At 73.2% G+C, this 23,492-nt stretch carries 2 protein-coding genes (both running past the window's edge); both read left to right on the top strand.

Annotated features, from left to right (window positions below; genetic code table 11):
* Positions 1 to 10,647, top strand: partial view of a type I polyketide synthase gene (locus ACFVHO_RS06400; RefSeq protein ID WP_385710861.1) — the 3' portion only. It extends 8,988 nt beyond the left edge of the window; the window shows 10,647 of its 19,635 coding nt (coding positions 8,989-19,635); its start codon lies beyond the left edge, outside the window; it ends in the stop codon at positions 10,645 to 10,647.
* Positions 10,628 to 23,492, top strand: the 5' portion of a protein-coding gene (locus tag ACFVHO_RS06395; protein ID WP_385710821.1) for an SDR family NAD(P)-dependent oxidoreductase. It continues 7,898 nt past the right edge of the window; only the first 12,865 of its 20,763 coding nucleotides appear in the window; the start codon lies at positions 10,628 to 10,630; the stop codon falls past the right edge of the window. Before ACFVHO_RS06400 ends, ACFVHO_RS06395 begins: the two co-directional genes overlap by 20 nt.

The raw sequence follows: 23,492 nt of genomic DNA, 5'->3' as shown, positions 1-23,492 counted from the left end.
CGGCCGAAGGTCGACGCGGCCTGGAACCTGCACGAGCTGACCCGCGACCTCGACCTGACGGCCTTCGTCCTGTTCTCGTCGGTGTCGGGCACGCTGGGCGCCGCCGGTCAGGGCAACTACGCGGCGGCGAACGCGTTCTTGGACGCGCTCGCGCAGTACCGCCGCGCCGCGAGCCTGCCCGCCACGTCCCTCGCCTGGGGTCTGTGGGCCGAGGCCAGCGGCATCACCGGTCGGCTCGACGAGTCGGACGTACGGCGCATCACCAGCGGCGGCATGATCCCGCTTGGCTCGTCCGAGGGCCTCGCGCTGTTCGACGCGGCGGGCACCACCGGGCGCGCCGCGCTCGTACCGGCGCCCCTGGACCTGGGTGTGCTGCGCCGACAGGCACGCACCAACCCCGTACCGCACCTCCTGCGCGGCCTGGTGCGCGGCACCGCCCGCAGGACCGCCGGATCCGGCGTCGGCGCGAGCTCGGCGCTGGCACGCTCGCTCGCCGGTTTGAGCGCCGCGGATCGCGAGAAGACCCTGCTCGACCTCGTGCTCGGCCATGTGGCCCTGGTACTCGGCCACAGCTCCGTCAACGCCGTCTCGCCCGACCGCGCGTTCAAGGACCTAGGCTTCGACTCGCTCAGCTCCGTCGAACTGCGCAACCACCTCAACGCGGCGACCGAACTGGCCCTGCCCGCCACCCTCGTCTTCGACTACCCGACCCCCGCCGCCCTCGCCGCGCACCTCGGTGCCGAACTCGCGGGCGTCACCGTGGTCGAGACGGTCACGGGCACGGCCACGGCCCTGACCGACGAGCCGATCGCGATCGTCGGCATGAGCTGCCGCTTCCCCGGCGGTGTCGCGTCGCCCGAGGACCTGTGGCGGCTCGTCGAAGCCGGTGCGGACGCCCTGTCCGGCTTCCCCACCGACCGTGGCTGGGACGTGGAGTCCCTCTACGACCCGGACCCCGACCACGCGGGCACGACCTACGCGCGTGAAGGCGGATTCCTGCACGGCGTCGGGGAGTTCGACGCGGACTTCTTCGGGATCTCGCCGCGTGAAGCCCTCGCGATGGACCCGCAGCAGCGGCTGCTCCTCGAGACGTCCTGGGAGGCCTTCGAGCGGGCCGGGATCGACCCGGGCTCGGTGCGCGGCAGCCGGTCCGGCGTGTTCGTCGGCACCAACGGCCAGGACTACGCGGCGCTGCTGATGGCCGCGCAGGAGAGCGCCGAGGGGTACGCGGGCACGGGCAGCGCGGCGAGCGTCATTTCCGGCCGACTCTCGTACACCTTCGGGCTGGAGGGCCCGGCGGTGACGGTCGACACGGCCTGCTCCTCGTCGCTGGTCGCCCTGCACCTCGCGGGCCAGGCGCTCAACAAGGGCGAGTGCGAGCTCGCGCTCGTCGGCGGCGTGACGGTGATGTCGACGCCGGGTGCGTTCATCGAGTTCAGCCGCCAGCGCGGCCTCGCCGAGGACGGCCGCTGCAAGGCGTTCGCCGATGCCGCCGACGGCACCGGCTGGGGTGAGGGCGTCGGCATGCTGCTCGTGGAGCGGCTCTCGGACGCCCAGCGCAACGGGCACCAGGTGCTCGCCGTCGTACGCGGCTCCGCGGTGAACCAGGACGGCGCGTCGAACGGTCTGACCGCCCCGAACGGTCCCTCGCAGCAGCGCGTGATCCGCCAGGCGCTCGCGAGCGCCGGACTCGCCCCGTCCGACGTGGACGCCGTCGAGGCGCACGGCACGGGTACGAAGCTCGGCGACCCGATCGAGGCCCAGGCCCTCCTCGCCACCTACGGGCAGAACCGTGCCGCCGACCGGCCCCTGTGGCTCGGGTCGGTGAAGTCCAACGTCGGTCACACCCAGGCCGCGGCCGGTGTGGCCGGTGTGATCAAGATGGTGATGGCGATGCGGCAGGGCGTGCTCCCGCGCACGCTCCACGTGGACGAGCCGTCGTCGCACGTCGACTGGTCGGCGGGTGCCGTGGAGCTCCTGACGGAGGCTCAGCCGTGGCCGGAGGCCGGTCACCCGCGCCGGGCCGGTGTGTCGTCGTTCGGCGTGAGCGGCACCAACGCCCACGCCATCATCGAACAGGCCCCGGCGGTCGAGGAGCCGGCCGCTGAAGCGGAGTCCGCACCTGACGGCATCGCGCCGTGGGTCCTCTCGGCCCGCAGCGCCGAGGCGCTGCGGGAGCAGGCGGCACGGCTGAAGTCCCTCGTGGACGAGGCGCCCGAGTTGTCCGTGCCGGACGTGGGCCGTGCGCTGGTGTCCTCCCGAGCGGTCCTTGAGCACCGCGCGGTGGTCGTCGCCGGTGACCGGGACGAGTTCCTGGCCGCGCTGGCGACGGTGGCCGACGGCAAGTCGAGCGGCGCCGTGGTCACGGGGATTGCCGATGAGCCCGGCCAGGTTGGTTTCCTGTTCTCGGGTCAGGGTTCGCAGCGTCTGGGGATGGGTCGTGAACTGGCCGTCCGCTTCCCGGTGTTCGGGACGGCCCTGGACGAGGTCCTTGCGGAGTTCGAGCCGCGGGTGCGTGAGGTGCTGTTCGGTGAGGATGCCGAGGCGCTGAACGAGACCGGGGTGACGCAGCCCGCGCTCTTCGCGGTCGAGGTGGCGTTGTTCCGGCTTCTTGAGTCGTGGGGTGTGCGGCCCGACGTTCTTGCGGGGCACTCGATCGGTGAGCTGGCGGCGGCCCACGTGGCCGGGGTGTGGTCCCTGGCCGATGCCGTCAAGGTCGTGTCGGCGCGTGGTGCGTTGATGCAGGCGCTTCCGACTGGTGGCGCGATGGTGGCGATCCAGGCGTCCGAGGCTGAGGTCATGGCTGAGGGCTTGCCGGAGTCGGTGGGTATCGCGGCGGTTAATGGTCCTAACTCGGTCGTCGTCTCCGGTGTCGCTGCCGATGTGGATGCGGTCGCGGAGCGCTGGCGTGAGGCGGGCCGGAAGATCTCCCGGCTCAAGGTCAGCCACGCGTTCCACTCACCCCTGATGGAGCCGATGCTCGACGACTTCCGCGCGGTCCTGGGAGAGGTCTCGTTCTCGGAGCCGTCGCTCCCGATCGTCTCGACCCTGACCGGTGCGCGGGCGACCGCCGAGGAACTGGCCTCCCCGGACTACTGGGTGCGCCATGTGCGCGAGTCGGTGCGGTTCGCGGACGCCGTGAGCACGCTCGTGGACTTGGGGGTGGCGACGTTCGTCGAGGTGGGCCCGGGCGGAGCGCTGTCGGCGTTGGGGCAGGAGTCTGCCCCGGACGCGGTCTTCGTACCGGTGCTGCGCGGCGACCGCCCGGAGGACGTGGCTGTCACGACGGCCGCAGGGCAACTGCATGTGCGCGGTGTCCGGGTCGACTGGCAGCCCTTCTTCGACGGCCGCGGTACGCGCCGCGTGGACCTGCCGACGTACGCGTTCCAGCGCGAGCGCTACTGGCTGGACGCGTCGTACTCGACCGGTGACGCCGCAGCGATCGGGCTTGGTGCGGCGGAGCACCCGTTGCTGGGTGCGGCTGTCGCTGTCGGCGGCACGGACGGTGTGCTGCTGACTGGGCGGTTGTCGGTCCAGACGCATCCGTGGCTGGCCGAGTACATGGTCCAGGGTGTGCAGTTGCTGCCTGGCGCGGCATTCTCCGAGCTGGCTGTGCGTGCGGGGGACCAGGTCGGGTGCGATCTGGTCGAGGAGCTGTCGCTGGAGGCGCCGCTCGTTCTGCCCGAATCGGGTTCGGTGCGGGTGCAGGTGTGGGTCGGTGCGTCGGACGAGTCGGGTCGGCGTGAGCTGACCTTCTACTCCAGCTCCGGCGATGTCGAGGACGGTCGTGCCTGGACCCGGCATGCCGTTGGTGTGCTGGGGGAGGCCGGCCTGTCCGATGGGGTCTCTCTGGAGGCGTGGCCTCCGGCGGGGGCCGAGGTCGTGGACCTGGAGGGGTTCTACGACGAGCGGGCCGAGGGCGGCTTCGGCTACGGGCCGGTGTTCCAGGGCTTGAAGGCTGCCTGGCGTAACGGCAGCGAGGTGTACGCCGAGGTCGCGCTGCCGGACGGTGTGAAGGTCGACGGCTTCGGGCTGCACCCGGCGCTCCTTGACGCGGCCCTGCACGCCATCAGCCTGTCCGGGGATGCCGACGAGTCCGGCCGGTTGCCGTTCTCGTGGTCGGGTGTGCGGCTGCATGCTTCGGGTGCGACGGCGCTGCGGGTGCGGCTGACGCCCACGGACACGGCGGACGGCGTGACACTCGCGATCGCGGACGGGGCTGGCGCCCCGGTGGCCACGATCGACTCGCTGACGCTCCGCCCGATCTCGGCTGACCAACTCGCCCGTGACGACCGCAATGACGCGCTGTTCGGCGTCGACTGGACATCCGTGCCCCTGCCCGACGGCGAGACGCCGACGACCCGGCAGAGCGACCTCGAAGAACTGGCGCGGTCGACGGAACTCCCCGACTTCGCCGTCCTGTCGTGCCCGGCCGCCTCCGCGTCCGACCCGGCCTCCGCCGCCCACGAAGCGGCGCACTGGGCCCTGAACACGGTCCAGGCCTGGCTGTCCGACGAGCGGTTCGAAGAGGCGCGCCTGGCCATCGTGACCAGCGGCGCCGTAGCCACCACGGCCGACGAGGACGTACGGAACGTCGCGCACGCCGCCGCATGGGGCCTGGTGCGCTCCGCCCAGTCGGAGAACCCGGACCGGATCGTCCTGGTCGACCTCGACGAGGAGACTGCCTCCCTCGACGCGGTGCCTGCCGCGCTGGCCACCGGTGAGCCCCAACTCGCCGTGCGATCCGGCGACATCCACATCCCCCGCCTGGCCAGGGTCAGCCCGTCCGCCGTGGCCGACCCCGGCTTCGGCGAGGGCGCGGTGCTGGTCACCGGCGCCACCGGCACGCTGGGTGGTCTGGTCGCCCGGCACCTGGTGGCGGAGCGAGGCGTACGCAACCTGCTCCTCGTGAGCCGTCGCGGTATCGCGGCCGAGGGCGCGGAGGAACTGCGCGCCGAACTGGTCGAGCTGGGCGCCGAGGTGACGTACGCGGCCTGCGACGTCGCCGATCGCGAAGCCGTTGCCGCGCTGCTGTCCGTGCACGAGATCTCCGCCGTCGTGCACACCGCCGGTGTCCTCGACGACGGCGTGATCGGTTCCCTCACCCCGGACCGCGTCGACACCGTGTTCCGGCCCAAGGTCGACGCGGCCTGGAACCTGCACGAGCTGACCCGCGACCTCGACCTGACGGCGTTCGTGCTGTTCTCGTCCGTCGCCGGAGTGCTCGGCGGGCCCGGACAGGGCAACTACGCGGCGGCGAACACCTTCCTGGACGCGCTGGCCCAGCACCGCCGTGCCACAGGTCTGCCCGCCACGTCCCTCGCGTGGGGCCTGTGGGCGGACGCGAGCGGCATGAGCGGTCAGCTCGACGAGGCCGACGTGAAGCGGATGAGCAGGGGCGGTGTGATCCCGCTCCGCTCGGCCCAGGGCCTGGCGCTGTTCGACGCGGCGGGCACCACCGGGCGAGCCGTCCTCGCCCCGGTACCGCTCGACCTGCCCGCGCTGCACCGGCAGGCACGCACCAACCCCGTACCGCACATGCTGCGCGGCCTGGTGCGCGGCACCGCCCGCAGGACCGCCGGGTCCGGCGTCGCCGCCGGATCCGCGCTGGCCCGGTCGCTCGCGGGCCTGACGGGGGTCGAGCGGGAGAAGGCACTCCTCGACGTGGTCCTGGAGCACGTGGCCGTGGTCCTCGGACACGGCTCGGCGCACACCATCGTGCCCGACCGCGCCTTCAAGGAGCTCGGCTTCGACTCGCTCACCGCCGTCGAGCTGCGCAACCGCCTCGGCGCCGCCACCGAGCTGCGCCTGTCCGCGACGCTGGTCTTCGACCACCCGACTCCGGCGGCGCTCGCCGCGCACCTCGGTACCGAACTCACGGGTGCGCCCGCCGTCGTGGCGGCCACCCGCACGGTGGCCGCCGTGAGCGACGACCCGATCGCGATCGTCGCCATGAGCTGCCGGTTCCCGGGCGGCGTGAACTCGCCGGAGGACCTGTGGCGGCTCGTCCACGACGGCGTCGACGCCGTCGGCGAGTTCCCCGGAAACCGCGGCTGGGACCTGGCGAACGTGTACAACCCCGACCCGGACCACCCGGGCACCTCGTACGCGCGGGAAGGAGCCTTCCTGTACGACGCCGACCAGTTCGACCCGACGTTCTTCGGGATATCGCCGCGCGAGGCGCTCGCCATGGATCCGCAGCAGCGGCTCCTCCTGGAGACGTCGTGGGAGGCGTTCGAGCGGGCCGGGATCGACCCGAGCTCGGTGCGCGGGCGTGACATCGGCGTCTTCACCGGCTCGAACGTGCAGGACTACACCCTGCTCCTGACCAAGAGCGACGAGACCGTCGAAGGATTCATCGGCACGGGCAACGCGGCCAGCGTCGTCTCCGGCCGGGTCGCCTACGCCTTCGGCCTCGAAGGCCCCGCGGTGACGGTCGACACCGCCTGCTCGTCGTCCCTCGTCGCGCTGCACATGGCGGTGCAGGCGCTGCGGACGGGGGACTGCTCCATGGCCCTCGCGGGCGGCGTGACGGTGATGTCGACGCCGGGTTCGTTCATCGAGTTCAGCCGCCAGCGCGGTCTGTCCACCGACGGCCGGTGCAGGCCGTTCTCGTCGGACGCGGACGGCACCGGCTGGGGCGAGGGCGTCGGCACGGTCGTCCTGGAACGGCTCTCCGACGCCCAGCGCAACGGGCACCAAGTGCTCGCGGTCGTACGCGGATCCGCGATCAACCAGGACGGCGCCTCGAACGGCCTCACCGCACCCAACGGCCCCTCGCAGCAGCGCGTCATCCGCCAGGCCCTCGCGAGCGCCGGACTCACCCCGTCCGATGTCGACGCCGTCGAAGCACACGGCACCGGCACGAAGCTCGGCGACCCGATCGAGGCCCAGGCCCTCCTCGCCACCTACGGCCAGGACCGTGCCGGTGAGCCCCTGTGGCTCGGCTCGGTGAAGTCCAACATCGGGCACACGCAGGGCGCGGCCGGCGTCGCGGGCATCATCAAGATGGTCATGGCGATGCGGCACGGCGTACTGCCCAAGACCCTGCACGTCGCCGAGCCCACGCCGGAAGTCGACTGGTCGACCGGTGAGGTCGCGCTCCTCGCCGAGGAGCGCACCTGGCCGGACACCGACCGGCCCCGCCGGTTCGGCGTGTCGTCGTTCGGGTTCAGCGGCACCAACGCGCACGCCATCATCGAGCAGGCGCCCGTCGCCGAAGCCCCCGAGCGGATCGCCGAACCGGACACGTCCCTGGTGCCGCTGCTCGTCTCCGCCAAGGACGACGAGGCGCTCCGAGCGGGAGCCGACCGGCTGCGCGCCCACCTCGTGGCGCACCCCGACCTCGACCCGCGCGACGTCGCCGCGACCCTCGCCGTGTCGCGGTCGGCCTTCGACAGCCGCGCGGTCGTCGTGGGCCAGGACCGCGACGGGCTGCTCGCCGGACTCGCCGCGGTCGTCGAAGGGCCGACGGCGGTCGCCCGGGGCGTCGAGTCGGCGCGGGTGGCGACGGGGGCCGCGGAGCCCGCGGGCAAGGTGGCGTTCGTCTTCCCCGGCCAGGGCTCGCAGTGGCTGGGCATGGGTGCCGAACTCGCCGAGTCGTCGCCGGTGTTCCGCGCCTCGATGGAGGCGTGCGCCGAGGCCCTCGCGCCGTACGTGGACTGGTCGCTGTGGGACGTGCTCGACGACGCGGACGCGCTGGAGCGCGTCGACGTGGTGCAGCCCGCGCTGTGGGCGGTGATGGTGTCGCTCGCGGCGCTGTGGCGCTCGTACGGTGTGGAGCCGGACGTCGTCGTCGGGCACAGCCAGGGCGAGATCGCCGCCGCGCACGTCTCGGGCGCCCTCTCGCTCGCCGACGCCGCCAAGATCGCCGCGCTGCGCAGCAAGGCCATCCTGGCGCTGTCCGGACAGGGCGGCATGGTGTCGCTCGGGGTGACGGTCGACGAAGCCCGCGCGTACATCGAGAAGTGGGACGGGCGGATCTCGGTCGCCGCGGTCAACGGCCCCGGCTCGGTGGTCGTGTCGGGTGACGCGGACGCCCTGGACGAGCTGGTCGAGGCCGGTTCCGCCGACGGCACCCGCGCACGGCGCATCCCCGTCGACTACGCGTCCCACTCGGCGCAGGTCGAGCGGCTCCAGGACGAACTCGCGACCGTCCTCGCCGGGGCGGAACCCCTGCCCGCGCGCGTGCCGATGCTGTCCACGGTCACCGGGGAATGGCTGACCGGCACCGAGGTGGGCGCGGAGTACTGGTACCAGAACCTGCGGCACACCGTGCGCTTCGAGGAGGCCACGCGCGGCCTCCTCGACCACGGCGTCGGCGCGTTCGTCGAGTGCAGCCCGCACCCCGTGCTGACGTTCGGGGTCCGCGAGACGCTGGAGGCGACCGAAACGCGGGCCGTCGTCGTGGGCACCCTGCGCCGCGACGACGGCGACCTCGACCGGTTCTACAACTCCGTCGCCGACGCCCACGTGGCGGGCCTGCCCTTCGACTGGCACCAGCTCGTGCCCGAAGGACGGCACGTGGACCTGCCCACCTACGCCTTCCGGCGCGGGCGGATCTGGCCGAACATGGCCGCGGCTCCCGAGAGCGACGTCACCGGGACCGTCGACGCGCAGTTCTGGGCGGCCGTCGCGGACGGCGACCTCGGCGACCTGGCCGACGATCTCGACGTGTCCCTCGACGACCCGATCGGCACGGTGCTGCCCCGCCTCGCTTCGTGGCGGCAGGCGCAGTCCGAGAACTCCGAGATCGACGGCTGGCGCTACCGCGTCACCTGGCTGCCGGTGCCCGAGCCCGTCGCCGCGCTCAAGGGCACCTGGCTCGTGGTCAGCAGGGACGGCGCCGGTGAGGAATCCGTCGCCGCCGCGCTGACACGACACGGCGCCCGCGTGGTGCCGGTCCGGGCCGGTGAAGCCCTGGACCGGGACGCGCTGACGGCCCGGCTCGCCGTCGACGAGCCCGTCGCGGGTGTCCTCTCGCTGTTCGCCCTCGACCCCGAACTGCCGTCGGGCGGCGTGTACGCGACGCTCGCCCTCGTCCAGGCCCTCGGCGACGCCGAACTCGTCGCCCCCCTGTGGCACGCGACGCGGGGCGGCGTCACGGTCGGCCGCTCCGACACGGCCGTCAGCCCCGAGCAGGCGATGGTCTGGGGAATGGGCCGCGTCATCGGGCGCGAACAGCCCGAGCGGTGGGGCGGTCTCGTCGACCTGCCCGACACCCTGGACGACCGCGCCGGCGCCCGCCTCGCGGGCATCCTGTCCGGCACGCGGGATGAGGACCAGGTCGCCCTCCGGGCCGGCGGCGTGTTCGCCCGCAGGCTGGTGCAGGCCCCCGTGGGGCACCTCGGGGACTGGGACCCCACCGGCACGGTCCTCGTCACCGGCGGCACCGGCGGCATCGGCGCGCACGTGGCCAGGTGGCTGGTCGCGAAGGGCGCCGAACACCTGCTGCTCACCAGCAGGCGCGGAATGGAAGCCGACGGCGCGGAGGAACTGCGCGCCGAACTGACCGCGCTCGGCGCGCGGGTGACGATCGCCGCCTGCGACGTCGCCGACCGGGACGCGCTCGCGCAGCTCCTCGCGTCGGTGCCCGAGGAGTTCCCGCTCACCGCGGTCATGCACACGGCGGGCGTCCTGGACGACGGCGTCCTCACCGCACTCACCCCGGAGCGGCTCGCCACCGTGCTGCGGCCGAAGGTCGACGCCGCGGTCAACCTGGACGAGCTGACCCGCGATCTGGACCTGTCGGCGTTCGTGATGTTCTCCTCGATCTCGGGCACGTTCGGCGCGATCGCCCAGGGCAGCTACGCGGCCGCCAACGCCTTCCTCGACGCCTTCGCCGAGCGCCGCGTGGCGGCGGGCCACGCCGCCACCTCGGTGGCGTGGGGGCCGTGGGGCGGCGGCGGCATGGTCAGCGACGAACTCGCCGCGATCCTGCGCAGCCGCGGCACCGCCCCGTTCGAGCCCGAACTGGCCGTCGCCGCCCTCGACCGGGCCCTGCGCCAGGCCGACCCGACGGTCCTCGTCGTCGCGGACATCGACTGGAACGTGTACGCGCCCACCCTCCCGGCGACGCTGCTGCGGGACCTGCCCGCGGCGCGCCGGGCCCCGGCTCCCGCCGAGGCGGCGGCGCCGCTCGACCTGTCGGCCGAGCTCGCCGCGCTGCCCGCGCAGGACCGCGAGCGCGTCGTCCTGGACCTGGTACGGGAGCAGGTCGCCGCCGTCCTCGGCTACGACAGCACCACGGCCGTGGAACCCGGCCGCGCGTTCAAGGACCTGGGCTTCGACTCGCTCACCGCCGTCGAGTTCCGCAACGTCTTCAACTCGGCCACCGGCCTCAGCCTGCCCTCGACGCTCGTGTTCGACCATCCCACCCCGTCCGCGCTCGCCGCACACGTCCTCGACCAGATGCTCGGCATGGGCACGCCGACCATCGACGCGGAGCTGGACCGGTTGGAGGCCGCGCTGTCGGTCCTGACACCGGACCCCCAGCAGAGCACCGCCGTGGGCGACCGCCTGCGCGCGCTCCTGGCCAGGTGGGACGAGGCGCACACGACCACGGAAACCGCCAAGTCCGGACCGGACGCGCGCACCGCCTCGGCGGACGAACTTCTCGCACTCCTTGATGAACAGCTCGGGTCTTGAGCCGATGAACTCGCTTGAAAGGTCGCAACACATGTCGAACGAGGAGAAGTACCTCGACTACCTCCGGCGAGCCACGGTGGACCTCCAAGAGGCGCGTGGCAAGCTCCGCGAGGTCGAGGAGCGCGAGGTCGAGCCGATCGCGATAGTCGGCATGAGCTGCCGGTTCCCGGGCGGCGTGAACTCGCCCGAGGACCTGTGGCAGCTCCTGGCGGACGGCAGGGACGCCGTCTCCGGATTCCCCACCAACCGCGGCTGGGACCTGGACGCGCTCTACGACCAGAACCCCGAGCAGCAGGGGACCAGCTACACCCGCGAGGGCGGCTTCCTCTATGACGCCGACCAGTTCGACCCGGCGTTCTTCGGGATCTCGCCGCGCGAGGCCGCGGCGATGGACCCGCAGCAGCGGCTGCTCCTTGAGACGTCCTGGGAAGCGTTCGAGCGCGCGGGCATCGACCCGCAGTCGGCGCACGGCAGCAAGACCGGTGTCTTCATCGGCACCAACGGCCAGGGCTACCTGGCACGCCTGGCCAAGGGCGGTGTGCCGGACGGCTACGAGGGCTACTTCCTCACCGGCAACGCGGCCAGCGTCGTGTCCGGCCGCATCTCCTACGTCCTGGGCTTAGAGGGCCCCGCCCTGACCATCGACACCGCCTGCTCGTCCTCCCTGGTCGCCCTGCACCTCGCCGTGCACGCGCTGCGGCACAGCGAGTGCGGCCTCGCCATCGCGGGCGGCGTCACCGTGATGTCGACGCCGGACACCTTCATCGAGTTCAGCCGCCAGCGCGGCCTCGCCGAGGACGGCCGCTGCAAGCCCTTCGCCGACGCCGCCGACGGCACCGGCTGGGGCGAGGGCGCGGGCATGCTGCTCCTGGAGCGGCTCTCCGACGCCCGGCGCAACGGCCACCCGGTCCTCGCCGTCGTACGCGGTTCGGCGGTCAACCAGGACGGCGCGTCCAACGGCCTCACCGCCCCGAACGGCCCCTCGCAGCAGCGCGTCATCCGCCAGGCCCTGGCCCACTCGGGCCTCGTGCCCACCGACGTGGACGCCGTCGAGGCGCACGGCACCGGCACGACCCTGGGCGACCCGATCGAGGCGCAGGCGCTCCTCGCCACCTACGGCCAGAACAGGGCCGCCGACCGGCCGCTGTGGCTGGGCGCCCTGAAGTCGAACATCGGCCACACCCAGGCGGTTTCCGGTGTCGCCGGTGTGATGAAGATGGTCATGGCGATGCGGCACGGCACGCTGCCCAAGACCCTGCACGTCGACAAGCCGTCCTCGCACGTCGACTGGTCGGCGGGCGCGGTCGAGCTGCTCACCGAGGCGCGGCCGTGGCCGGAGACCGGCAGGCCGTGGCGGGCGGGCGTGTCGTCGTTCGGCGTGAGCGGCACCAACGCGCACGTCATCGTCGAGCAGGCCCCTGTGGTCGAGCCGGAGGAAGCGCAGGACGACGCGCCGGAGCCGGTCGTCGACGGCCTCGTGCCGTGGGTCCTCTCGGCACGTGACGCGGACGCGCTGCGGGAACAGGCCGAGCGCCTCCTGGCCGCCGTCGCCGACCAGCCGATCGCCGACGTCGGCTACTCGCTCGCGACGTCGCGCGCGATGCTGGAGCACCGTGCGGTGGTCGTGGCCGCCGAGCGGTCGGAGCTCCTGGACGCGCTGGCGGCGGTGGCCGCGGGGCAGGTGACCGGTGCCGTGGTCACGGGGGTCGTCGGAGACCCCGGCCAGGTGGGCTTCCTGTTCTCGGGTCAGGGTTCGCAGCGTCTGGGGATGGGGCGTGAACTTGCCGCTCGTTTCCCGGTGTTCGGGACGGCCCTGGACGAGGTCCTTGCGGAGTTCGAGCCGCGGGTGCGTGAGGTGCTGTTCGGCGAGGACGCTGACGCGCTGAACGAGACGGGGGTGACGCAGCCCGCGCTCTTCGCGGTTGAGGTGGCGTTGTTCCGGCTTCTTGAGTCGTGGGGTGTGCGGCCCGACGTTCTTGCGGGGCACTCGATCGGTGAGCTGGCTGCCGCGCACGTCGCGGGTGTGTGGTCGCTGACGGATGCGGTGAAGGTGGTGGCCGCGCGGGGTGCGTTGATGCAGGCGCTCCCGTCGGGTGGCGCGATGGTGGCCATCCAGGCGTCCGAGGCCGAGATCACGGGCGAGGGCTTGCCGGAGTCGGTGGGTATCGCGGCGGTTAATGGTCCTAACTCGGTGGTCGTCTCCGGTGTTGCCGCCGACGTCGAGGCGGTCGCGGAGCGGTGGCGTGAGGCGGGCCGCAAGGCGACCCGGCTGAAGGTCAGCCACGCGTTCCACTCCCCGCTCATGGACCCGATGCTCGACGACTTCCGCGCGGTGCTTGAGGGCGTGGCGTACGGGGAGCCGTCGCTCCCGATCGTGTCGACCCTGACCGGTGCGCGGGCGTCCGCCGAGGAGTTGGCTTCCCCGGACTACTGGGTGCGGCATGTCCGGGAGTCGGTGCGGTTCGCCGACGCCGTGAGCGCTCTGGTTGCCGAGGGTGTGGCGACGTTCGTCGAGGTGGGCCCCGGCGGAGCGCTGTCGGCGCTCGGGCAGGAGTCCGCCCCGGACGCCGCCTTCGTACCGATGCTGCGCGGCGACCGCCCGGAGGACGCCGCGGCCACGACAGCCGCAGGGCAACTGCACGTGCGCGGCCTCCAGGTCGCGTGGGAGGCGTTCTTCGCAGGGCGCGGCGCACGGCGCGTGGACCTGCCGACGTACGCCTTCCAGCACCAGCGGCACTGGCTCGACGCGCGGCCCGCGGTCGGCGACGTGACGGCGGCCGGGCTCGGCACCGCCGACCACCCGCTGCTCGGCGCGGCCGTCACCGTGGGCGGCACGGACGGCGTGCTGCTCACCGGCCGCCTCTCGGTCCAGACCCACCCGTGGCTCGCCGACTACGTGGTCCACGGCTCGGTGCTGCTGCCCGGCACGGCGTTCCTGGAGCTGGCGGTCCGCGCGGGCGACCAGGTCGGCTGCGACCTCGTCGACGAGCTGACGCTGGAGACGCCCCTGGTGGTGCCCGAACACGGCGGTGTCCGCGTACAGGTGTGGGTCGGCGCCGAGGACGAGTCCGGCAGCCGTGAGCTGACCCTGTACTCCAGCACGGGCGACACCGACGACGACCGGCCGTGGACCCGGCACGCCACCGGTGTGCTGCGCGCCGCCGGACGTACCGACGGCACCTCCCTGGTGGAGTGGCCACCCGCGAGCGCCAAGGTCGTCGACCTGGAGGGGCTCCACGACCGGGCGGCCGACGCCGGTCTCGGCTACGGGCCGGTCTTCCAGGGCCTGCGGGCCGTGTGGCGGCGCGGCGACGAGGTGTTCGCCGAGGTCGTCCTGCCCGAGGAAGCGGGCGCGGACGGCTTCGGCCTGCACCCCGCGCTCCTCGACGCGGCGCTGCACGCCATCGGTCTGTCCGACGGCGTCGACGAGGCCGGCCGGGTGCCGTTCGCGTGGTCGGGCGTGCGGCTGCACGCCTCGGGCGCCACGGTGCTGCGGGTGCGTCTCGTGCCCACGGGCGCCGACGGGTACGCCCTGGCGGTCGCCGACGGGGCGGGCTCTCCGGTCGCGACCGTGGACTCCCTCGAACTGCGCCCGATCACGCCGGACCAGGTCGCCGGAGAGGACCGCGACGACGCGCTGTTCGGCGTCGACTGGGTGACGGTGGCGCCGTCCGACGGCGCCGCGCCGACGACCGAGTGGACCGACCTCGCGGCCCTCACCGAGCCGCGCTCGGACTACGTGGTCGTGTCGTGCCCCGTCACCTCCGCGGCCGACACCGCGGCGTCGGCGCACGAGGCGGCGCACTGGGCCCTCGACGTGGTGCAGACGTGGCTCGCGGACGAGCGGTTCGACGCGGCCCGCCTGGCCGTCGTGACCAGGGGCGCGGTCGCCGCATCGGCCGACGAGCAGGTGCGGGACGTCGCGCAGGCGGCGGTGTGGGGCATGGTGCGGTCCGCCCAGCTGGAGAACCCGGACCGGTTCGTCCTGGTGGACCTCGACGACGACGCGGCCTCCCTGGACGTGCTGGCGTCCGGACTGGCCATCGGCGAGACGCAGTTGGCGGTGCGCTCCGGCGACCTCCGCGTGCCGCGGCTCGCCCGGGTCCAGCGGTCCGTCGTGGACGACCCCGGCTTCGGCTCGGGCGCGGTCCTCGTCACCGGCGCCACGGGCACCCTGGGCGCCCAGGTCGCACGGCACCTGGCCGTTGAGCGGGGCGTACGGAACCTGCTCCTGGTCAGCAGGCGCGGCGCCGCGGCCGAAGGAGCCGAGGAACTGCGGGCCGAACTGGTCGCGCTCGGGGCCCAAGTCGCCCTGGTGGCCTGTGACGTGGCCGATCGCGAAGCCGTCGCCGCGCTGCTGTCCGCGCACGAGATCTCCGCCGTCGTGCACACCGCGGGTGTCCTCGACGACGGCGTGATCGGCTCGTTGACGCCGGAGCGCGTGGACACCGTGTTCCGGCCCAAGGTCGACGCCGCGTGGAACCTGCACGAGCTGACCCGCGATCTGGACCTGTCCGCGTTCGTCCTGTTCTCGTCGGTGGCCGGCATCCTCGGCGCCCCCGGACAGGGCAACTACGCGGCCGCGAACACCTTCCTGGACGCCCTCGCCCAGCACCGCCGCGACGCGGGCCTGCCCGCCACGTCCCTCGCGTGGGGTCTGTGGGCCGAGGCCAGCGGCATGACCGGCGCGCTCGACGACGCCGACGTGAAGCGGATGGGCCGCGGCGGCCTGCTTCCCCTCCGCACGGCCGACGGCCTCGCGCTGTTCGACGCCGCGGCCTCGACCGGGCGCGCCCTGCTCGCGCCGGTCCCGCTCGACCTGCCCGCGCTCAACCGGCAGGCGCGCTCCCACCCGGTGGCGCCCGTCCTGCGCGGCCTGGTGCGCTCCGCCGCGCGCAGGACCGCCGAATCCGGTGCCACGGCCCGGTCCACCTGGGCGCAGTCGCTGGCGGGCATGACCGCCGCGGACCGCGAGAAGGCACTCGTCGAACTGGTGCAGAGCCACGTCGCCGTGGTCCTCGGCCACGGCTCGGCGCAGGCCGTCGCACCCGACCGCGCCTTCAAGGAGCTCGGCTTCGACTCGCTCAGCGCCGTCGAACTGCGCAACAACCTCAACGCGGTCACCGAACTGCGCCTGCCCGCGACCCTGATCTACGACTACCCGACGCCCGCCGCCCTCGCCGCGTTCCTCGACACCGAACTCGTGGGCGCACCCGTCCTGACGGCGACCGCGCACACCACCGTCGCCGTCGACGAGCCCATCGCCATCATCGGCATGAGCTGCCGCTTCCCCGGCGGCGTGAACTCTCCCGAGGACCTGTGGCGGCTCCTCGCCGGCGGCACCGACGCCGTCGTGGAGTTCCCGACCGACCGCGGCTGGGACGTGGACGCGCTCCACGACCCGGAGCTGGCGAGCCCCGGCACGTCGTACACCAACAAGGGTGCCTTCCTCGACCGCGCCGCCGAGTTCGACCCGGCGTTCTTCGGGATCTCGCCGCGCGAGGCCCTCGCCATGGACCCGCAGCAGCGGCTCCTCCTGGAAACCACCTGGGAGGTGTACGAGCGGGCGGGCATCGACCCGCACTCCGTGCGCGGCAGCCGGTCCGGCGTGTTCATCGGCACCAACGGCCAGGACTACCCGACGCTCCTGATGGCCGCGCCGGACAGCATGCGTGAGGTCGAGGGGTACATGGGCACGGGCAGTGCCGCGAGCGTCATCTCCGGCCGCCTGTCCTACACGTTCGGCCTCGAGGGCCCCGCCGTCACGGTCGACACGGCCTGCTCGTCGTCGCTCGTCGCGCTGCACATGGCCGTGCAGGCACTGCGGTCGGGCGAGTGCTCGACGGCCCTGGTCGGCGGTGTCACCGTGATGTCGACACCCGGCGTGTTCATCGACTTCAGCCGTCAGCGCGGCCTCGCGGACGACGGCCGCTGCAAGGCGTTCTCCGACAGTGCCGACGGCACCGGCTGGGGCGAGGGTGCCGGCATGCTGCTCGTGGAGCGCCTGTCGGACGCCCAGCGCAACGGACGTCAGATCCTGGCCGTGGTGCGCGGCTCCGCCATCAACCAGGACGGCGCGTCCAACGGCCTCACCGCCCCGAACGGCCCCTCGCAGCAGCGCGTGATCCGCCAGGCGCTCGCGAGCGCCGGACTCGCCCCGTCCGACGTGGACGCCGTCGAGGCACACGGCACCGGTACGACGCTCGGCGACCCGATCGAGGCGCAGGCCCTGCTCGCCACCTACGGGCGGGACCGTGACGGTGACCCGCTGTGGCTCGGCTCGGTGAAGTCGAACATCGGTCACACCCAGGCCGCCGCCGGTGTGGCGGGCGTGATCAAGATGGTGATGGCGCTGCGGCAGGGCGTCCTGCCGCAGACCCTGCACGTCACCGACCCCTCGTCGCACGTGGACTGGTCCGCGGGCGCGGTGGAACTCCTGACCGAGTCACGGCCGTGGCCGCAGACCGGCAGGCCGTGGCGGGCAGGCGTCTCGTCGTTCGGCGTGAGCGGCACCAACGCCCACACGATCATCGAGCAGGCCCCGGCGGTCGAGCCGGAGAACACGTCCGAGGAGGCGCCGGAGCCGGTGCGCGACGGCCTCGTGCCGTGGACGCTGTCGGCCCAGAGCCCGGAGGCGCTCCGGGAACAGGCCGCCCGCCTCAGGTCCTTTGTCACCGACGACGCCGAGCTGACCGTCACGGACGTGGGCCACGCGCTGGTGTCGTCCCGGGCAGTGCTTGAGCACCGTGCGGTGGTCGTCGCCGGTGACCGGGACGAGTTCCTGACCGCGCTGGCGGCGGTGGCCGACGGCCAGGTGACCGGAGCGGCGGTCACGGGAGTTGCGGGTGAGCCTGGGCAGGTTGGTTTCCTGTTCTCGGGTCAGGGTTCGCAGCGTCTGGGGATGGGGCGTGAACTGGCCGCCCGTTTCCCGGTGTTCGCGGAGGCGCTGGAGGCCGTGCTTGCGGAGTTCGACCCGTCGGTGCGGGAGGTGCTGTTCGGTGAGGATGCCGAGGCGCTGAACGAGACCGGGGTGACGCAGCCCGCGCTGTTCGCGGTCGAGGTGGCGCTGTTCCGGCTTCTTGAGTCGTGGGGTGTGCGGGCGGATGTGCTGGCCGGGCACTCGATCGGTGAGCTAGCTGCCGCGCATGTGGCCGGTGTCTGGTCGCTGGCGGACGCCGCCAAGGTGGTGTCGGCGCGTGGTGCGTTGATGCAGGCGCTGCCGTCCGGTGGTGCGATGGTCGCGATCCAGGCGTCCGAGGCTGAGGTCACTTCTGAGGGCTTGCCGGAGACGGTGGGTATCGCGGCGGTTAACGGTCCTAACTCCGTAGTGATTTCCGGTGTGGCCGGTGACGTCGAGGCTGTTGCGGAGCGGTGGCGTGAGGCGGGCCGGAAGGCGACCCGGCTGAAGGTCAGCCACGCGTTCCACTCCCCGCTCATGGACCCGATGCTCGACGACTTCCGCCGGGTCCTGGAGGGCGTGTCGTACGAGACGCCCCAAATCCCCATCGTGTCGACGCTGACCGGCACGAAGGCGACCGCCGAGGAGCTGGCCTCCCCGGACTACTGGGTGCGCCATGTGCGCGAGTCGGTGCGGTTCGCGGACGCCGTGAGCACGCTCGTGGACACGGGTGTGGCGACGTTCGTCGAGGTCGGACCTGGCGGCGCGCTGTCGGCGCTCGGGCAGGATTCCGCCCCGGACGCGGCCTTCGTACCGGTGCTGCGCGGCGACCGCCCGGAGGACGCCGCGGCCACGACAGCCGCCGGCCACCTGCACGTGTGCGGCGTGCAGGTGGACTGGCGGCCCTTCTTCGACGGCCATGGCCCGCGCCGCGTGGACCTGCCGACGTACGCCTTCCAGCACGAGCGCTACTGGCCCCACGTGATGCCCGCCATGGGTGATGTGACGGCGGCCGGGCTCGGCGCGGCCGACCACCCGTTGCTGGGTGCGACGGTCGTCCTCGGCGGCACCGACGGCGCGCTGCTCACCGGCCGTCTTTCGGTGCGGACCCACCCGTGGCTGGCCGACCACGCCGTGCTCGGCTCGATCCTGCTGCCCGGAACGGCGTTCCTGGAGCTGGCGGTCCGCGCGGGTGATCAGGTCGGCTGCGACGTGGTCGAGGAACTGACGCTGGAGGCGCCCCTCGTGGTGCCCGAGAACGGCGTGGTGCGGGTGCAGGTGTGGGTCGGCGCCGAGGACGAGTCCGGCAGGCGCGAGCTGACCCTCCACTCCGCCGAGGGCGACATCGACGACGGCCGGCCGTGGACCCGGCACGCCATCGGTGTGCTCCGCGCGGGCGGCCGAACCCGCGGCGGCGCCTCTCTGGCCGAGTGGCCGCCGACCGGGGCCGAGACCGTCGACCTCGACGGCTTCTACGACCACATGGTCGAGGGCGGCTTCGGCTATGGGCCGGTGTTCCAGGGCCTGAAGGCCGTCTGGCGCAACGGCAGTGAGGTGTACGCCGAGGTCGCGCTGCCCGAGGGCGTGAAGGCCGACGGCTTCGGGCTGCACCCGGCGCTCCTTGACGCGGCCCTGCACGCCATCAGTCTGTCCGGGGATGCCGACGGGGTCGGCCGGTTGCCGTTCGCGTGGTCGGGTGTGCGGCTGCACGCCTCCGGCGCGGAGCTGCTGCGGGTGCGGCTGACGTCCTCCGGCCCAGACCGGGTGGCGCTGGCGATCGCGGACGGGGCGGGCGCCCCGGTGGCCACGGTCGACTCGCTGGTGATCCGGCCCGTCTCGCAGGAACAGCTGGCCGGTGACGAGCTCAGCGACGCGCTGTTCGGCGTGGACTGGGCGCCCGTGTCGCCGGTTGAGGGAGACCTCCCGACGACGGAGTGGACCGACTCGCTGCCGCCGTCGGCGGAACTGCCCGACTACGTGGTCCTGCCGTGCCCGGAACCGTCCGGGTCCGACCCGGTGGCCTCGGCGCACGAGGCGGCGCACTGGGCCCTCGACGCGGTCCAGACATGGCTGACGGACGAGAGCTTCGACGCGGCCCGCCTGGTCGTCGTGACCAAGGGCGCGCTCGCCACCACGGCCGACGAGGACGTGCAGAACCTCGCGCACGCCGCCGTGTGGGGCCTGGTGCGCGCGGCCCAGTCGGAGAACCCCGACCGGATCGTGCTCGTCGACCTCGACGACGAGGCGGCCTCTCTCGACGCGCTGCCCGCCGCGCTGGCCACCGGCGAGCCCCAACTCGCCGTGCGCGCAGGTGCGATCAGCGTGCCGCGCCTGGCCAGGGCCGAGCGGTCCGCCGTGGCCGACCCCGGCTTCGGCGAGGGCGCGGTGCTGGTCACCGGCGCCACCGGCACGCTGGGCGGTCTGGTCGCCCGGCACCTGGTCGCGGAGCGAGGCGTACGCAACCTGCTCCTCGTGAGCCGTCGTGGCATCGCGGCCGAGGGCGCCGAGGAACTGCGCGCCGAACTCACGGCGCAGGGCGCCGAGGTGACGTACGCGGCCTGCGACGTCGCCGACCGCGACGCGCTGGCCGAGCTGCTCGCCGAGCACCCGGTGACCGCCGTCGTGCACACGGCGGGTGTCCTCGACGACGCCACGATCGGTTCCCTCACCCCGGACCGCATCGACACCGTGTTCCGGCCCAAGGTCGACGCGGCCTGGCACCTGCACGAGCTGACCCGCGACCTCGACCTGACGGCGTTCGTGCTGTTCTCGTCCGCCTCCGGTGTGTTCGGTGGCCCCGGACAGGGCAACTACGCGGCCGCGAACACCTTCCTGGACGCGCTCGCCCAGCACCGCCGCTCCGCGGGCCTGCCCGCCACATCCCTCGCGTGGGGCCTGTGGGCCGAGGCCAGCGGCATGAGCGGTCAGCTCGACGAAGCCGACGTGAAGCGCATGAGCAGGGGCGGCCTGATTCCCCTGCGCACGGCCCAAGGGCTCGCCCTGTTCGACGCGGCGGGCACCACCGGCCGCGCCGTCCTCGCGCCGGTACCGCTCGACCTGCCCGGACTGCACCGGCAGGCGCGTTCCCACCCGGTGGCGGTCGTCCTGCGCGGCCTGGTGCGCGGCACCGTCCGCAGGACCGTCGAGCGCGCGGCCGTCGAGGGTTCGGCACTGGCCGCGTCGCTGGCCGGACTGACCGACGCGGAGCGCGAGAAGACACTCCTGAACCTCGTCCTCGAACACGTGGCCATGGTCCTCGGCCACAGCTCGGCGCACGCCGTCGCACCCGACCGCGCCTTCCGGGAGGTCGGCTTCGACTCGCTCAGCGCCGTCGAACTGCGCAACAACCTCAACGCGGTCACCGAACTGCGCCTGCCCGCGACCCTGGTCTTCGACCACCCGACCCCCACGGCGGTCGCCGCGTTCCTCGGCTCCGAGCTGGCGGGCGCCCCGGTCGTCGCGGCGACCACCCGCACGGTGGCCGCGATCACCGACGAGCCGATCGCCATTGTCGGCATGAGCTGCCGCTACCCCGGCGGCGTCAACTCGCCCGAGGACCTGTGGAAGCTCGTCCTCGACGGCACCGACGCCATCGGCGACTTCCCCGACAACCGCGGCTGGGACCTGGCGAGGCTGTACCACCCGGACCCGGACCACATCGGCACGTCGTACGCACGCGAAGGCGGCTTCCTCTACGACGCCGACCAGTTCGACCCGGCGTTCTTCGGCATCTCGCCGCGCGAGGCCCTCGCCATGGACCCGCAGCAGCGGCTGCTCCTCGAAGCCTCCTGGGAGGCGTTCGAACGGGCCGGGATCGCCCCGGAGTCCGTGCGGGGCAGTGCCACCGGTGTGTACGCGGGCCTGATGTACCACGACTACGCGGCGCGGCTGCGTTCCGTGCCGGAGGACGTGGAGGGCTATCTGGGCACCGGTGCGTCCGGCAGTGTCGCGTCCGGCCGCGTCGCCTACATGCTGGGCCTCGAGGGCCCCGCGGTGACGGTCGACACCGCCTGCTCGTCGTCCCTCGTCGCGCTGCACATGGCGGTGCAGGCGCTGCGGTCGGGCGAGTGCGAGCTGGCGCTCGCGGGCGGCGTCGCGGTGATGGCCACGGCGGGCACGTTCGTGGACTTCAGCCGTCAGCGGGGTCTGGCCGCCGACGGCCGGTGCAAGTCGTTCTCCGACAGCGCGGACGGCACGGGCTGGGGCGAGGGCGTCGGCATGCTGCTCGTGGAGCGCCTATCGGACGCCCGCCGCAACGGCCACAAGGTCCTCGCGGTCGTACGGGGTTCGGCGGTGAACCAGGACGGCGCGTCCAACGGCCTCACCGCCCCGAACGGTCCCTCGCAGCAGCGAGTGATCCGCCAGGCGCTCGCGAGCGCGGGTCTCGCCACGTCCGACGTGGACGCGGTCGAGGCGCACGGCACGGGTACGACGCTCGGCGACCCGATCGAGGCCCAGGCCCTGCTCGCCACCTACGGCCAGGACCGTGCCGGTGAGCCCCTGTGGCTCGGCTCGATCAAGTCGAACATCGGCCACACCCAGGCCGCCGCCGGTGTCTCCGGCATCATCAAGATGGTCATGGCGATGCGGCACGGAGTGCTGCCGCCGACCCTCCACGTCGGCGAGCCGACGTCGCAGGTGGACTGGTCCGCCGGTGACGTCGAACTGCTCACCGAGGCCCGTTCGTGGCCGGAGACCGGGCGCCCGCGCCGCGCGGGCGTGTCGTCCTTCGGCGTGAGCGGCACCAACGCGCACACCATCATCGAGCAGGTCCCGGGCGACGACCACGTTCCGGCACCGGCCGACGGCGTCGTGCCGTGGCCGCTGTCCGCCAGGAGCACGGACGCGCTGCGCGAGCAGGCACGGCGCCTGCGGGACCACGTCGCGGGCGAGCCCGGGACCGGCGTCCTCGACGTCGCCTACTCGCTGGCCGTGACCCGGTCCGCCTTCGACCACCGTGCCGTCGTCGTGGCGGAGGACCGCGCGGCGCTCCTGGACGGGCTGACGGCGCTGGCCGAGGAGCGCCCCTTCCCGGGCCTGCACACGGGGTCCGTCGCCACGGGCGGCGTGGGCTTCCTGTTCTCGGGTCAGGGGTCGCAGCGTCTGGGAATGGGCCGCGAACTGGCCGCCCGTTTCCCGGTGTTCGCCGAGGCGCTGGACGAGGTGCTCGCCGCGTTCGACCCGTCGGTGCGGGAGGTGCTGTTCGGCGAGGACGTCGAGGCGCTGAACGAGACCGGGGTCACGCAGCCCGCGCTCTTCGCGGTCGAGGTCGCGTTGTTCCGCCTCCTTGAGTCGTGGGGTGTGCGGCCCGACGTCCTCGCGGGGCACTCGATCGGTGAGCTGGCCGCCGCGCACGTCGCGGGTGTCTGGTCGCTGGCGGATGCCGTCAGGGTCGTGTCGGCGCGTGGTGCGCTGATGCAGGCGCTACCCGAGGGCGGAGCCATGGTCGCGATCCAGGCGTCCGAGGCGGAGGTCACGGCTGAGGTCTTGCCGGAGTCGGTGGGTATCGCGGCGGTTAATGGTCCTAACTCGGTCGTCGTCTCCGGTGTTGCCGCTGATGTGGAGACCGTCGCGGAGCGCTGGCGTGAGGCGGGCCGGAAGATCTCCCGGCTCAAGGTCAGCCACGCGTTCCACTCACCCCTGATGGAGCCGATGCTCGACGACTTCCGCGCGGTCCTGGCGGAGGTGTCCTACGAGGCGCCCGCGATTTCGATCGTGTCCACGCTGACCGGCAAGGCGGCCGCCACGGCGGAGCTGATCTCGCCGGAGTACTGGGTGCGGCACGTGCGGGAGTCCGTGCGGTTCGCCGACGCCGTCGACACCCTCGTGGCCCAGGGCATGGTCACGTTCGTCGAGGTCGGGCCCGGCGGCGTCCTCTCGGCGCTGGGTCAGGAGTGCGCGCCGGACACGGTCTTCGTACCCGTGTTGCGGGGCGACGGTCCGGAGG

Origin of the sequence: Streptomyces sp. NPDC127108, from assembly GCF_042677545.1 — a bacterium.
GTDB lineage: Bacteria > Actinomycetota > Actinomycetes > Streptomycetales > Streptomycetaceae > Streptomyces.
Note: the sequence above shows the minus strand (reverse complement) of the source record. Positions and strands in the feature narration are given on the sequence as shown.